This window comes from Aeromonas sp. 62-46 (genome assembly GCF_001898585.1).
Classification (GTDB): Bacteria; Pseudomonadota; Gammaproteobacteria; order Enterobacterales; family Aeromonadaceae; genus Aeromonas; species Aeromonas caviae.
On sequence record NZ_MKUI01000051.1, the window covers coordinates 1 to 12694 of the forward strand.

General features: G+C 60.1%; 10 protein-coding genes and 1 pseudogene. 6 read left to right on the forward strand and 5 right to left on the reverse strand.

What is annotated here, in order from left to right; all coding sequences use genetic code 11:
- Both BGO64_RS16490 and BGO64_RS16495 read left to right on the forward strand, forming a co-directional pair.
- Nucleotides 1-361, forward strand: a pseudogene (locus tag BGO64_RS16490) (methyl-accepting chemotaxis protein); the annotation flags it as partial.
- Between the two features lie 143 nt (nucleotides 362-504).
- A complete protein-coding gene (locus tag BGO64_RS16495) occupies nucleotides 505-687 on the forward strand; it encodes a hypothetical protein (RefSeq protein WP_017779057.1) in 183 nt (60 codons plus the stop codon).
- Between the two features lie 73 nt (nucleotides 688-760).
- On the opposite strand, the gene lpdA is transcribed toward BGO64_RS16495, so the two are convergent.
- The 5 genes from lpdA to ampD all read right to left on the reverse strand — a co-directional run bounded on the left by lpdA (nucleotide 761) and on the right by ampD (nucleotide 8710).
- The gene (lpdA, locus tag BGO64_RS16500; RefSeq protein WP_010675812.1) at nucleotides 761-2188 is read right to left on the reverse strand and encodes a dihydrolipoyl dehydrogenase; all 1428 of its coding nucleotides are present in this window, start codon (nucleotides 2186-2188) and stop codon (nucleotides 761-763) included.
- Nucleotides 2189-2336: 148 nt separating this feature from the next.
- Nucleotides 2337-4232, reverse strand: a complete 1896-nt coding sequence (gene aceF / locus BGO64_RS16505) for a pyruvate dehydrogenase complex dihydrolipoyllysine-residue acetyltransferase (protein ID WP_286701034.1) — start codon at nucleotides 4230-4232, stop codon at nucleotides 2337-2339.
- 120 nt (nucleotides 4233-4352) lie between these two features.
- Nucleotides 4353-7013, reverse strand: a complete 2661-nt coding sequence (gene aceE, locus BGO64_RS16510) for a pyruvate dehydrogenase (acetyl-transferring), homodimeric type (protein ID WP_039040509.1) — start codon at nucleotides 7011-7013, stop codon at nucleotides 4353-4355.
- An 83-nt stretch (nucleotides 7014-7096) separates the two neighbouring features.
- The gene (pdhR, locus tag BGO64_RS16515; RefSeq protein ID WP_010675815.1) at nucleotides 7097-7861 is read right to left on the reverse strand and encodes a pyruvate dehydrogenase complex transcriptional repressor PdhR; all 765 of its coding nucleotides are present in this window, start codon (nucleotides 7859-7861) and stop codon (nucleotides 7097-7099) included.
- A 276-nt stretch (nucleotides 7862-8137) separates the two neighbouring features.
- A complete protein-coding gene (ampD, locus tag BGO64_RS16520) occupies nucleotides 8138-8710 on the reverse strand; it encodes a 1,6-anhydro-N-acetylmuramyl-L-alanine amidase AmpD (protein ID WP_039040507.1) in 573 nt (190 codons plus the stop codon).
- 128 nt (nucleotides 8711-8838) lie between these two features.
- Between ampD and BGO64_RS16525 the strand changes: the two genes are divergently transcribed.
- The 4 genes from BGO64_RS16525 (at nucleotide 8839) to tapB (ending at nucleotide 12613) form a co-directional block, all read left to right on the forward strand.
- Entirely contained in the window at nucleotides 8839-9309 is a 471-nt protein-coding gene (locus tag BGO64_RS16525; protein ID WP_042015101.1) for a retropepsin-like aspartic protease family protein, read from the forward strand.
- A gap of 3 nt (nucleotides 9310-9312) precedes the next feature.
- Nucleotides 9313-10176: a carboxylating nicotinate-nucleotide diphosphorylase gene (nadC, locus tag BGO64_RS16530; protein ID WP_041211785.1), complete on the forward strand. Its 864-nt coding sequence runs from the start codon at nucleotides 9313-9315 to the stop codon at nucleotides 10174-10176.
- A 310-nt stretch (nucleotides 10177-10486) separates the two neighbouring features.
- Complete coding sequence (gene tapA / locus BGO64_RS16535) at nucleotides 10487-10903, forward strand: type IVa pilus major pilin TapA (RefSeq protein WP_194859978.1); 417 nt, start codon at nucleotides 10487-10489, stop codon at nucleotides 10901-10903.
- Nucleotides 10904-10906: 3 nt separating this feature from the next.
- Nucleotides 10907-12613, forward strand: a complete 1707-nt coding sequence (gene tapB / locus BGO64_RS16540) for a PilB family type IVa pilus assembly ATPase TapB (protein WP_041213997.1) — start codon at nucleotides 10907-10909, stop codon at nucleotides 12611-12613.
- Nucleotides 12614-12694: the final 81 nt, after the last annotated feature.

Genomic DNA, 12694 nt, shown 5'->3' on the forward strand with positions numbered 1-12694 from the left:
CTCCACCGCCGAGATCCAGGGCATGATCAACAGCCTCCAGGAGCAGAGCGCCCGCGCCGTCAGCGCCATGGCCCAGGGCCGCAACCAGAGCCTGCGGGTGGTGACCCAGGCCGACGAGGCCAACGGCGCCCTCGACCAGATCACCGGACACATCACCCAGATCAGCGACATGAACATCCAGGTCGCCACCGCCACCGAAGAGCAGTCGAGCGTGGTGGGCGAACTCAACCGCAACGTGGAGGACATCAACCAGCTCACCATGGAGACCGCCGATATCGCCCATCACCTGACCGAGTCGAGCCGCAACCTGCAGCACCTCTCCGGCGAGCTCGACAAGCTGGTCGGCAACTTCCGCCTCTGAGCGTCCGGCACCTCTTCCTGACCCGCACCAGGGCGCTTCGGCGCCCTTCTTCATGACCACGGCAAGCCGTGACGCACGGGGGATACGTCGTCTCCCACCGCCCTGCCACATGCCTCATAATCAGGAAAACGCGAGGAGGTATGATGGGCAAGCTGGTCGTGATGATAGTGCTGGGGGGGCTGCTCAGTGCCTGCAGCAGCGGGCCCGTGCGGGTGCACGGGGCCGATGTGAGCGTGGACGATACCCGGATCCGGGTCAGCGACGGGGATCGCGGAGGCTACGGTACCTTCTGCCCACCGGGACAGGCCAAGAAGGGGCGCTGCTGACCGCAGGGTGCCGAAAGACAGACAACAAAAAGCCGCTCCATGGAGCGGCTTTTCTTATGAAACGGGCAGAAGATTATTTTTTCTTCTTGGCCTTGGCGTTCGGCAGGTCGGTGATGGAGCCTTCGAACACTTCGGCAGCCAGACCCACGGACTCGTGCAGAGTCGGGTGAGCATGGATGGTCAACGCGATGTCTTCGGCGTCGGCACCCATCTCGATGGCCAGACCGATTTCACCCAGCAGTTCACCGCCGTTGGTGCCCACGATGGCACCACCGATGACGCGGCCGCTCTCCTTGTCGAAGATCAGCTTGGTCATGCCGTCGGAGCAGTCGGACGCGATGGCGCGACCGGAAGCAGCCCACGGGAAGGTGGCGACTTCGAAGTTCAGACCCTGTTGCTTGGCTTCCTTCTCGGTCAGACCCACCCAGGCCATCTCAGGCTCGGTATAGGCGATGGACGGGATCACTTTCGGGTCGAAGTAGTGCTTCTTGCCGGCGATGACTTCGGCCGCCACGTGGCCTTCGTGTACACCCTTGTGGGCCAGCATGGGCTGACCGACGATGTCGCCGATGGCGTGGATGTGGGCCACGTTGGTACGCAGCTGCTTGTCGACTTCGATGAAACCGCGCTCGTTGACGGCAACACCGGCCTTCTCGGCATCCAGCATCTTGCCGTTCGGCACACGGCCTACGGCAACCAGCACGTTGTCGTAGCGAACCGGCTCGGCCGGGGCGTGCTTGCCTTCGTAGGAGACGTACAGGCCGTCTTCACGGGCTTCAACGGCGGTGACCTTGGTCTCCAGCATGATGTTGAATTTCTTGGCCACGCGCTTGGTGTAGATCTTGACGATGTCTTTGTCGGCAGCCGGTACCAGCTGGTCGGCAAATTCCACCACGTCGATCTCGGAACCCAGGGAGGAGTACACGGTACCCATCTCCAGACCGATGATGCCGCCACCGATGACCAGCAGCTTGCCAGGAACGGTCGTCAGCTCCAGCGCATCGGTAGAGTCCCATACGCGGGGGTCGTCATGGGGGATGAACGGCAGCTTCACCGGACGGGAACCGGCGGCGATGATGGCGTTGTCGAAGGTGACGGTGGTCTTGCCGTCGGCGCCTTCCACTTCCAGCGTGTTCGGACCGGTGAACTTGCCGAAGCCGTTCACGACCTGGACTTTACGCATCTTGGCCATGCCAGCCAGACCGCCGGTCAGCTGGTTGATGACCTTCTCTTTCCACAGACGCACCTTGTCGATGTCGGTCTGCGGGGCACCGAAGACGATGCCGTGCTCGGCCAGCGCCTTGGCTTCTTCAATGACTTTGGCGACGTGCAGCAGTGCCTTGGACGGGATGCAACCCACGTTCAGGCAGACGCCACCCAGGGTGGAGTAACGCTCGACGATAATGGTATCCAGACCCAAGTCAGCCGCACGGAAGGCAGCGGAATAACCGGCAGGGCCAGCACCCAGTACTACGACCTGGGTTTTGATTTCTTTACTCATCATGACCTCTTTGTCGTTCTTATATCCCCGGACAGCACAGTCTTATGCCAAACAAGGCCGCTGCAGCCGTGAAAAAAACGGGGCAAGTTTACAATCCTGTTAACGAAATGAGAAGCAAAAAGGGCGGGCTCTGGGCCCGCCCTCTCACTTACAGGACCAGTCGACGAATGTCGGACAACACACCACTCAGGGTGGTGATGAAGCGGGCACCGTCGGCGCCATCGATGACGCGGTGGTCGTAGCTCAGAGCCAGCGGCAGCATCAGGCGCGGCACGAACTCTTTACCGTTCCACTTCGGCTTCATCTCGGACTTGGAGACGCCCAGGATGGCCACTTCCGGCGCGTTGACGATCGGGGTAAAGCTGGTACCGCCGATGCCACCCAGGCTGGAGATGGTGAAGCAACCGCCCTGCATGTCGGCAGCGGTCAGCTTGCCGGCACGGGCCTTCTTGGAGATCTCGGCCAGATCGCGGGACAGCTCGTGGATGCCCTTCTTGTTGACGTCGCGAACCACCGGAACCACCAGACCGTTGGGGGTATCCACCGCCACACCGATGTGGATGTACTTCTTCATGATCAGCTTGCTGCCGTCTTCGGACAGGGCGCTGCAGAAGCGCGGATGGGCTTCCAGGGCCTTGGCGGCCGCCTTCAGGATGAACACCAGCGGGGTGATCTTCACGTCCAGCTTCTGCTTCTCGGCCAGGATGTTCTGCTCTTTGCGGAACGCTTCCAGATCCGTGGTATCGGCTTCGTCGAACTGGGTGACGTGGGGGATCATGGCCCAGTTGCGGTGCAGGGCAGGACCGGAGATCTTCTGGATACGGGTCAGTTCCAGCTCTTCGACAGGGCCGAACTTGCTGAAATCAACCTTCGGCCAGGCCACGACGCTCATGCCGTTGCCAGTGCCGATGCCGGCAGCCGGAGCGGACTCGGCGCGCTTGACCGCATCCTTCACGTAAGCCTGCACGTCTTCTTTGACGATGCGACCCTTGCGACCGGAGGCTTTCACCTTGGCCAGGTTGACACCGAACTCGCGCGCCAGACGGCGTACAGCCGGGGAGGCGTGGACATAGGCGTCGTTGGCGACGAAATCGGAGGCGGCAGCAGCCTGGGCAACCGGCGCAGGAGCGGCGGCAGCCGGCGCGGCAGCAACGGGCGCTGCGGCAGGAGCCGGAGCAGCCACGGCAGCCGGAGCGGCACCCGCCACTTCGAATACCATGATCAGGGAACCGGTGGAGACCTTGTCACCCGCCTTCACCTTGATCTCCTTGACCACGCCGGCGAACGGCGCAGGCACTTCCATGGAGGCCTTGTCGCCTTCCACGGTGATCAGGGACTGGTCGGCTTCAACCTTGTCACCCACGGCGACCATGATTTCGGTCACTTCCACTTCGTCACCGCCGATGTCCGGCACGTTGACGTCTTTGGCACCGGCGGCAACCGGAGCAGCGGCAGCCACGGGGGCAGCAGCAGGAGCCGGCGCGGCAACAGCGGCCGGGGCAGCGCCAGCCACTTCGAAGACCATTACCAGAGAGCCGGTAGAAACCTTGGCGCCGGCGGCAACCTTGATCTCGACCACGCGACCGGCGAACGGCGCCGGCACTTCCATGGAGGCCTTGTCACCTTCCACGGCGATGATGGACTGGTCGGCTTCAACCATGTCGCCCACGGCAACCATGATCTCAGTCACTTCGACTTCGTCACCACCGATGTCCGGCACGTTGACGTCCTGGCGAGCGGCAGCAGCAGGAGCGGCGGCCGGCGCGGCAGCAACCGGGGCCGCAGCCTGGACCGGAGCCGGTGCGGCAGCACCCTCGGCTTCGAAGACCATGATCTGGGAACCGGTTGCAACCTTGTCGCCCACCTTGATCAGGATCTCTTTGACGATACCGGCGGCGGGGGCCGGGACTTCCATGGAGGCCTTGTCACCTTCCACGGCGATCAGGGACTGGTCCAGCTCGACCTTGTCACCCACGGCCACCATGATCTCGGTGACTTCAACTTCATCAGCACCGATATCCGGCACCATAATCTGTTTGGACATTGCGCTTTATCCTCTTGCGTGCATCCGCGTGGCTGCCTGAGCATCACCACGCGCATCCCGCGTTATCCGTTTAAACCCAGGCAAGGTCGCGCCGGATACCCGGCGCGACACTCAATCCTCTTACGCGTACAGCGGGTTGACCTTGTCGGCATCGATGCCGTACTTGGCGATGGCCTCAGCCACAACCTGCTTGTCTACCTCGCCGCGCTTGGCCAGTTCGGTCAGGGCAGCAACCACTACGTAGAACTCGTTCACTTCGAAGTGACGACGCAGGTTGGCACGGCTGTCGGAGCGGCCGTAACCGTCGGTACCCAGTACACGGTAGTTCTCGGTCGGAACGAAGGCACGCACCTGATCGGCGAAGGACTTCATGTAGTCGGTCGCGGCGATGGTGGCTTCGGAACCCAGTACCTGAGCGATGTAGGGCACACGCGCTTCGGCGGTCGGGTGCAGCATGTTCCAGCGATCCGCGTCCTGACCGTCACGAGCCAGTTCGTTGAAGGAGGTGACGCTGAACACGTCGGAACCCACGCCGTACTCGCTGGCCAGGATCTGGGCGGCAGTGCGCACGTGACCCAGGATGGAACCACAACCCAGCAGCTGTACCTTGGCCTTGGTGCCGGCCACGGTTTCCAGCTTGTAGATACCCTTGCGGATGCCTTCCTCGGCGCCTTCCGGCATAGCCGGCATGGCATAGTTCTCGTTCAGGGTAGTGATGTAGTAGAACACGTTTTCCGGGTTCTCACCGTACATGCGGCGCAGGCCGTCCTGTACGATCACCGCCACTTCATAGGCGTAGGACGGGTCGTAGGAGATGCAGTTCGGGATGGTGTTGGCCAGGATGTGGCTGTGACCATCTTCGTGCTGCAAGCCCTCTCCGTTAAGAGTGGTACGACCGGAGGTCGCGCCCAGCAGGAAGCCACGGGCTTGCTGGTCACCGGCTGCCCACGCCATGTCGCCGATCCGCTGGAAGCCGAACATGGAGTAGTAGATGTAGAACGGGATCATCGGGCAGTCGTTGGTGCTGTAAGAGGTGGCAGCAGCCAGCCAGGAGGACATGGCGCCCAGCTCGTTGATACCGTCTTGCAGAACCTGACCCTGCTTGTCTTCCTTGTAGTAGGAGACGATGTCGCGGTCTTGCGGGGTGTACTGCTGACCGTGCGGGCTGTAGATACCGATCTGGCGGAACAGGCCTTCCATACCAAAGGTACGGGCTTCGTCAGCCAGGATCGGGACGATGCGCTTGCCGATGGACTTGTCTTTCAGCATCACGTTCAGGGAACGCACGAACGCCATGGTGGTGGAGATTTCGCGCGCCTGTTCACCCAGCAGCGGACCGAAGGCATCCAGCGCCGGGATTTCCAGCTTGGTGGTGCTCTCGCGCAGACGGGTCGGTACATAGCCCTTCAGTGCGGCACGGCGGGCGTGCAGGTACTTGTGCTCTTCGGTACCCTCTTCGATCTTCAGGTACGGCAGGTTTTCCAGCTGCTCGTCGGTGACCGGCAGGTTGAAACGATCGCGCAGGTGACGCACGGAGCCCAGATCCATCTTCTTGACCTGGTGAGCGATGTTCTTGCCTTCGGCCGCTTCGCCCATGCCATAGCCCTTGATGGTCTTGGCCAGGATCACGGTCGGCTTGCCCTTGGTCTGTGCAGCCTTGGAGAAGGCGGCGAACAGTTTGCGGGGGTCGTGACCACCGCGGTTCAGGGCGAAGATCTCCTCGTCGGTCATGTCTTTGACCAGCGCGGCGGTTTCCGGGTAACGGTTGAAGAAGTGCTCGCGCACGTAGGCACCGTCGCGGGACTTCATGGTCTGGTAGTCACCATCCACGGTCTCGTTCATCAGCTGGATCAGCTTGCCGGAAGTGTCTTTCTTCAGCAGCTCATCCCACTTGCGACCCCAGATGACCTTGGTCACGTCCCAGCCAGCGCCGGCGAACAGACCTTCCAGCTCGTTGATGACCTTGCCGTTGCCGACAACCGGACCATCCAGACGCTGCAGGTTGCAGTTGACCACGAACACCAGGTTGTCGAGCTTTTCACGCACGGCAACAGTCAGGGCACCCTTGGCTTCCGGCTCGTCCATCTCGCCGTCACCCAGGAAGGCGTAAACGGTCTGCTCGGAGCAATCCTTGATGCCACGGTCGGTCAGGTACTTCAGGAAACGCGCCTGATAGATGGCGGCGATGGGGCCCAGACCCATGGAAACGGTCGGGAACTGCCAGAATTCCGGCATCAGTTTCGGGTGCGGGTAGGAAGGGATACCCTTGCCATCCACTTCCTGACGGAAGTTGTCCAGCTGCTCTTCGGTCAGGCGACCTTCGGCGAATGCGCGGGCGTAGATGCCCGGGGAGATGTGACCCTGGAAGTAGACCAGATCGCCACCGTCCTTCTCGTTGCGGGCACGGAAGAAGTGGTTGTAGCAGACTTCGTAGATGGTCGCGGAAGAAGCGAAGGAAGACATGTGACCACCCAGGTCCAGGTCCTTCTTGGAAGCGCGCAGCACGATCATCATGGCGTTCCAGCGGATGATGGCGCGAATGCGGCGTTCCATTTCCAGGTCGCCCGGGTAAGCCGGTTCGTCGCTGGACGGGATGGTGTTGATGTAGTCGCGGTTTGCCTTGGCAGCCACGTCCACACCGCTTGCGCGGGCTTTCTCGGCCAACTGTTCAAGGATGAACTGAGCGCGTTGCGGACCCTCTTCACGCAGCAGGGATTCCAGAGAGGCAAGCCACTCCAGCGTTTCTATCGGGTCCACATCGTTCTTCAGGATATCAGACATGGCTGGTTCCTATGTTGTTGTGATTGCACGGCATTGCACGGCGAAGGGCGCAAGCATTCGACAATTAAGAAAGCCTTGTGGGATTAGTTTTCCTGCTGACGGATCCGACGCATGGATCGCTGGATCCGGCTGTCTTCCCTCTGCATATCCAACAAGGTGTCCTCGATAAAGGCCAGGTGCTCATGACAAGCAGCCCTGGCCCGCTCCGGAGCCCCCGACAGGATAGCCTCGATCAGGCTCGCACGATGGCGACGGATCTTGGCGACCACTCCCGGACGGCGATTCAAAATTTCGTTATTGCGTAAAATGTTCTGCTCGAGCATGGGGCCCATGGCCCGCAACAGATGCAGCAGCACCACGTTGTGGGAGGCCTCGGCCACGGCCAGATAGAACTGGGTCACGGCGGCCGATTCGACCACCAGCGACCCTTGCTGACCGGCTTCTTCGATGGCGGCTTGCGCCAGGCGAATCCGTTCGAAATCAGCCTCGGTGCCCCGCAGCGCCGCATAGTAGGCACAGATGCCTTCCAGCGCGTGACGAAACTCCAGCAGGTCGTACTGGGCTTCCGGGTGAGTGCTGAGCAGTTCGAACAGGGGGTCGGCGATCCCCTTGCTCAGGGCATTTTGTACGTAAGTGCCACCGCCCTGACGACGATACAAGAGTCCTCTCGCTTCCAGGCGCTGGATGGCTTCGCGCAAGGAAGGGCGCGACACCTGAAACTGGATGGCGAGTTCCCGCTCGGGCGGCAACTTCTGGCCCGGCTGCAGGCTGCCTTCCAGAATCATGCTTTCCAGCTCGGCGACGATGGCGTCGGCCAGCTTGGGCTGAGTTATCTTGATATAGGGCATGAGGCTACTTTGTTAAATTGGTATTACCAATTTTATGATTGGGGCGAAAATTAGCAGAGGGCTTGAAAAAAGTCCACCCAAAAGATGATCTGAATCAAGAAGCTAGGTTGCCACTTTGGGGGTAAAAACGCGGAATCATGATATAGCTCATAGAAAATGGTCTGACCAATATTTGTGAGCTTGCTCACCGATAACATTTGGCCAACAGCATGAAAAATGGCTTGCCAGACAAGGCAAGCCATTGATTCTAAAAACACAAAATAATTTTTAGATTTTTCACTCAAAGTGAAGCTTTTCCCGATAGCGAGGCCATTCGAAACTGTCACCCGGATCCGTCTTGCGGCCCGGCGCGATGTCGCAGTGGCCGACAATACGGTCCGCCGTGATGGCGGGATAACGGTGCACAATCGCCCGGCTGAGGTCCGACAGCACCTCGTATTGCTTGTCGCTGTAGGGAAGTTCGTCGGTCCCTTCCAGTTCGATCCCGATGGAAAAATCGTTGCACGCCTCCCTCCCCTCCCAGCTCGAGACTCCCGCATGCCATGCCCTGGCGCCAAAAGGCACGTACTGTACCAGTTCCCCATCGCGGCGGATCAGGCAGTGGGCCGAGACCCTCAGTTGATGAATACCGGCGAAATAGGGGTGAGCACCGGGATCGAGGCGCCCCAGAAACAGATCGTCGATAAAAGGGCCACCAAACTGCCCGGGGGGCAGGCTGATGCCGTGTATCACCAACAAGGAGACATCCTCCGGGCTGAGCCTCTCATTGTGATGGGGGGAAGGCACCTTGCGGGCCTGCTCGCACCATCCTTCACGATCGATGGAAAACAGGGTTGTGGGTTGTGTCATCGTCTGCTCGACTCACAAATGGAAGCGATGTGCCTCTGGCGGGATGGGAAAACTGGGAACAAGTCTCTGAATTCATGGATAACGCTATGTTAGGCTGAGCCATTCACTCGCGCGATATGGGACACACTATGCACCCGATGGCACGCCGTCTCTGGCTGCTCGCCTGGCTCTCGCTGCTGGGTCTGCTGACCCTCTACTTCCATGGTCGTGAACAACCGTCGGTGACCGCCAGCGGCGATCTGCTGCTCAGGGCCGATGCCAGCGGCCATTATCGTCTGGAGGGTGCCATCAACGACCAGCCGGTGCAACTGCTGCTGGACACAGGAGCAACCCGGGTGACCATACCGAGCCAGGTGGCCGCCCGGCTCGGCCTCGTCGCCACGGGCCGCAGCCGGGTCAACACGGCAGCCGGAGAGATCCAGGTCGAAACTGGCCGGATCGAAAGTCTGGCGATGGGTCCGCTGACCCTGTACGATTTGTCCGTCTTTATCAATCCGGCTGCCGACGGGGAGGAGATCCTGGTGGGCATGAATGCCCTGGGCAGGCTGGAATTGCGCCAGAAAGACAGGCAATTGCTTCTCAGACCCTTGCAGGAATAAGGCATGTTACAACAGGACATCCGCCGCGCCGTGCGCGCCGCACTTCTCGAAGACTTGGGCGATGCCCTCACCGCGCTGGATCAACCGGATGCCAGCGCCGACATCACGGCCCAGCTGATCCCGGCCGATCGCATCTCGACCGCGCGAGTCATCACCCGCGAGGCGGGCGTATTTTGCGGCCAGCCCTGGGTCGACGAGGTGTTTGCCCAGCTCGGTGGCGAAGTGAAGGTCGAGTGGAAAGTGCAAGATGGTGAACGCCTTGCCCCCAATCAGGAGCTGTTCCGCCTCCATGGCCCCGCCCGCGTGCTGCTGACCGGCGAGCGCAACGCGCTGAACTTCGTGCAGACCCTTTCCGGGGTCGCCACCCTGACCGCCCGTTATGTGGCCGAGCTGGAAGGCACTGACTGCCGCCTCCTCGATACCCGCAAGACCCTGCCCGGCCTGCGCAGCGCCCAGAAGTATGCGGTCACCTGCGGGGGCGGCAAAAACCACCGTATCGGTCTGTTTGATGCCTACCTCATCAAGGAGAACCACATTCTCGCCTGCGGTGGCATCGCGGAAGCAATCAGCGAAGCGCGCCGTCTCAATCCGGACAAACCGGTGGAAGTCGAGGTCGAATCCCTGGCCGAGCTGGAGCAGGCCCTGGCCGCACGGGCCGACATCGTGATGCTGGACAACTTCGACATCCCCATGATGCAGGACGCTGTTCGCCTCAATCAGGGCAGAGCCAAGCTGGAAGTCTCCGGCAACGTCACCCTCGATACTCTTGCCGGATACGCCGCGACCGGGATCGACTTTATCTCGGTGGGAGCGCTGACCAAGCATGTGCGGGCACTGGATCTCTCCATGCGCTTTGTCGAGGCTTGAGCAAGCCCCATCCGTTGCTCGTGCCCAAAAATATTACAGGGCTCGAAACTTGCAAAAGGCGCCATCGGCGCCTTTTCTTTATGCAGGATCCCACGACATAAGGAGTGTGAAGATGGGCCCTCCCGCCTCATGACAAGTGCCAATGGAAGCCATTTAATCTTTGATTTTTCTACACATTTCACTAAATGACATAAAAGTGGCTAACAAGGTCCCCGCCTCTGTTGCCAACCCGAAGCGCTCGGATAAGATACCAGCGTGGATAGCATTCCACCGGTGCTTATCAGGAAACATGGAAAAAAGGATATTTCACATGAAAAGACAGTCAGGGTTTACGCTAATCGAATTGATGATCGTCGTTGCGATCGTCGCCATCCTCGCCGCCATCGCCTTGCCGGCGTATCAGACCTATACCAAAAAAGCTAAATTCTCAGAAGTGATCGCTGCAACTGGTGGTGTTAAGACGGCAATTGAAGTGTGTTATCAAACCACTGGAGATATGGGGCTTTGCGATGCCAATGGCTCTGGAGGTATTCCGTCTGCGGCAGGTGCAAGTGGGTATGTTAAATCGGTAACGGTTGGCAGCATCACATCAGGTGCAAGTATTACCGCTGTCGGAGCAGACCCATTTGATGGCGTAGAATATATTTTGGATGGTGTTGCCAGTGGTGGACAAATTCTCTGGACCCCAGATAGCTCAGCAACCTGTACAGGCCAAGGCATTTGCTAACGCATGACCTCTAGCCTCAATAGCGGCCTGGCCACCAGCCTGGCCGCTTCTTCCCTCCTCAGTGAGCCGGACTCACAGCGCTATCTGAGCCAGGCCAAGGCGCAGCGCAAGCCCTTTGTCACCTTCCTGATTGAAAATGACATCCTCGACAGCAAAGCCCTCGCCGATTTCTGCGAGCTGGAATATGGGGTACCTCTGCTGGATCTGGCGGCCTTTGATCTCGCCGAGATCCCGCAGAAATACCTCAATCAAAAGCTGATTGAAAAGCACCATGTCCTGCCCATCTACACCCAGGGGCATACTCTCTATATCGCCATGTCCGATCCGACCAATGTGTCGGCTCTGGAGGATTTTGGCTTCAGTTTTGGCCTGCACACGGAAGCCCTGCTGGTCGAAGAGAGCAAGCTGACCGCCGCCATCGGCAAGCTGATGGAGAGCGAGCAGGATACCCTGGGCATGGATCATATCGACGAGGCCGAGATCTCCGAACTCGAGGTCTCCGACGAGAGTTCCCGCCTCGACGAGAGCGTCAACACCGCGGACGATGACGCACCCATCGTCAAATACATCCACAAGATCATGATGGATGCCATCAAGCGTGGGGCCTCCGACCTGCATTTCGAACCCTACGAGACCAAGTACCGGATCCGCTTTCGGGTAGACGGCATACTGCACGAAGTCGCCACGCCGCCGGTCAACCTGGCCAACCGCTTCGCGGCTCGCCTCAAGGTGATGGCGCGGCTCGATATTGCCGAACGGCGCCTGCCCCAGGATGGTCGGATCAAACTCAAGATCTCACGCAACAGATCCATGGACATGCGGGTCAACACCCTGCCCACCATGTGGGGCGAAAAGATCGTGATCCGGTTGCTGGACTCCTCGGCCGCCCGGCTCAATATCGATCAACTCGGCTTTGACGACCGGCAGAAGACGCAATACCTGCACGCCCTCTCCAAACCTCAGGGCATGATCCTGGTGACCGGCCCGACGGGGTCAGGCAAGACGGTCTCACTCTATACCGGCCTCAACATCCTCAACACCAGCGAGGTCAATATCTCCACCGCCGAAGATCCGGTCGAGATAAACCTGCCCGGCGTCAACCAGGTGCAGATCAATCCCAAGGCGGGGCTCACCTTCGCCAGCGCCCTGCGCTCCTTCCTGCGCCAGGATCCCGACATCGTCATGGTGGGGGAGATACGGGATTTGGAAACCGCCGAGATTGCTATCAAGGCCGCCCAGACCGGTCATCTGGTGCTCTCCACCCTGCACACCAACTCGGCGGCAGAAACGCTCACCCGGATGATGAACATGGGGGTGCCGGCCTTCAACATCGCCTCTTCGGTCACCCTCATCATGGCCCAGCGCCTTGCCCGCAAACTCTGCGATCACTGCAAGGCGCCGGAAGTGGTGCCGGAAGCCGAGTTGCTGGAGCTGGGCTTCACCCAGCAGCAACTGGCCGCCGGGTTGCGGCTGTTCAAGCCCGTGGGATGCAAGGAGTGCTCGGGAGGCTACAGAGGCCGGGTCGGCATCTATGAGATCATGCTGATGTCCGACAACATCGCCAAACTCATCATGCAGGGAGCCAACTCGCTGCAGATTGCCGCGATAGCCCAAAAGGAAGGGATGCGTACCCTGCGCACATCCGGCCTCGAGAAAGCGCGTCTTGGCGTCACCAGCCTGGCCGAAATCAACAGGATCACCACCAACTGAGTTCGCAGTGCCCGAGTCATCTCGCCGGGTGAAGCCGCTGTAATCACCCCGATGACCTTCTTCAAGCCAAGATGAGCCGGA

What these genes read in the sequence shown, in the direction of transcription:
- aceE (WP_039040509.1), bottom strand. Translation starts at nt 7,013, where the DNA reads ATGTCTGATATCCTGAAGAACGATGTGGACCCGATAGAAACGCTGGAG.
- BGO64_RS16525 (WP_042015101.1), top strand. Translation starts at nt 8,839, where the DNA reads ATGCACCCGATGGCACGCCGTCTCTGGCTGCTCGCCTGGCTCTCGCTG.
- tapB (WP_041213997.1), top strand. Translation starts at nt 10,907, where the DNA reads ATGACCTCTAGCCTCAATAGCGGCCTGGCCACCAGCCTGGCCGCTTCT.
- BGO64_RS16495 (WP_017779057.1), top strand. Translation starts at nt 505, where the DNA reads ATGGGCAAGCTGGTCGTGATGATAGTGCTGGGGGGGCTGCTCAGTGCC.
- ampD (WP_039040507.1), bottom strand. Translation starts at nt 8,710, where the DNA reads ATGACACAACCCACAACCCTGTTTTCCATCGATCGTGAAGGATGGTGC.
- lpdA (WP_010675812.1), bottom strand. Translation starts at nt 2,188, where the DNA reads ATGAGTAAAGAAATCAAAACCCAGGTCGTAGTACTGGGTGCTGGCCCT.
- tapA (WP_194859978.1), top strand. Translation starts at nt 10,487, where the DNA reads ATGAAAAGACAGTCAGGGTTTACGCTAATCGAATTGATGATCGTCGTT.
- pdhR (WP_010675815.1), bottom strand. Translation starts at nt 7,861, where the DNA reads ATGCCCTATATCAAGATAACTCAGCCCAAGCTGGCCGACGCCATCGTC.
- nadC (WP_041211785.1), top strand. Translation starts at nt 9,313, where the DNA reads ATGTTACAACAGGACATCCGCCGCGCCGTGCGCGCCGCACTTCTCGAA.
- aceF (WP_286701034.1), bottom strand. Translation starts at nt 4,232, where the DNA reads ATGTCCAAACAGATTATGGTGCCGGATATCGGTGCTGATGAAGTTGAA.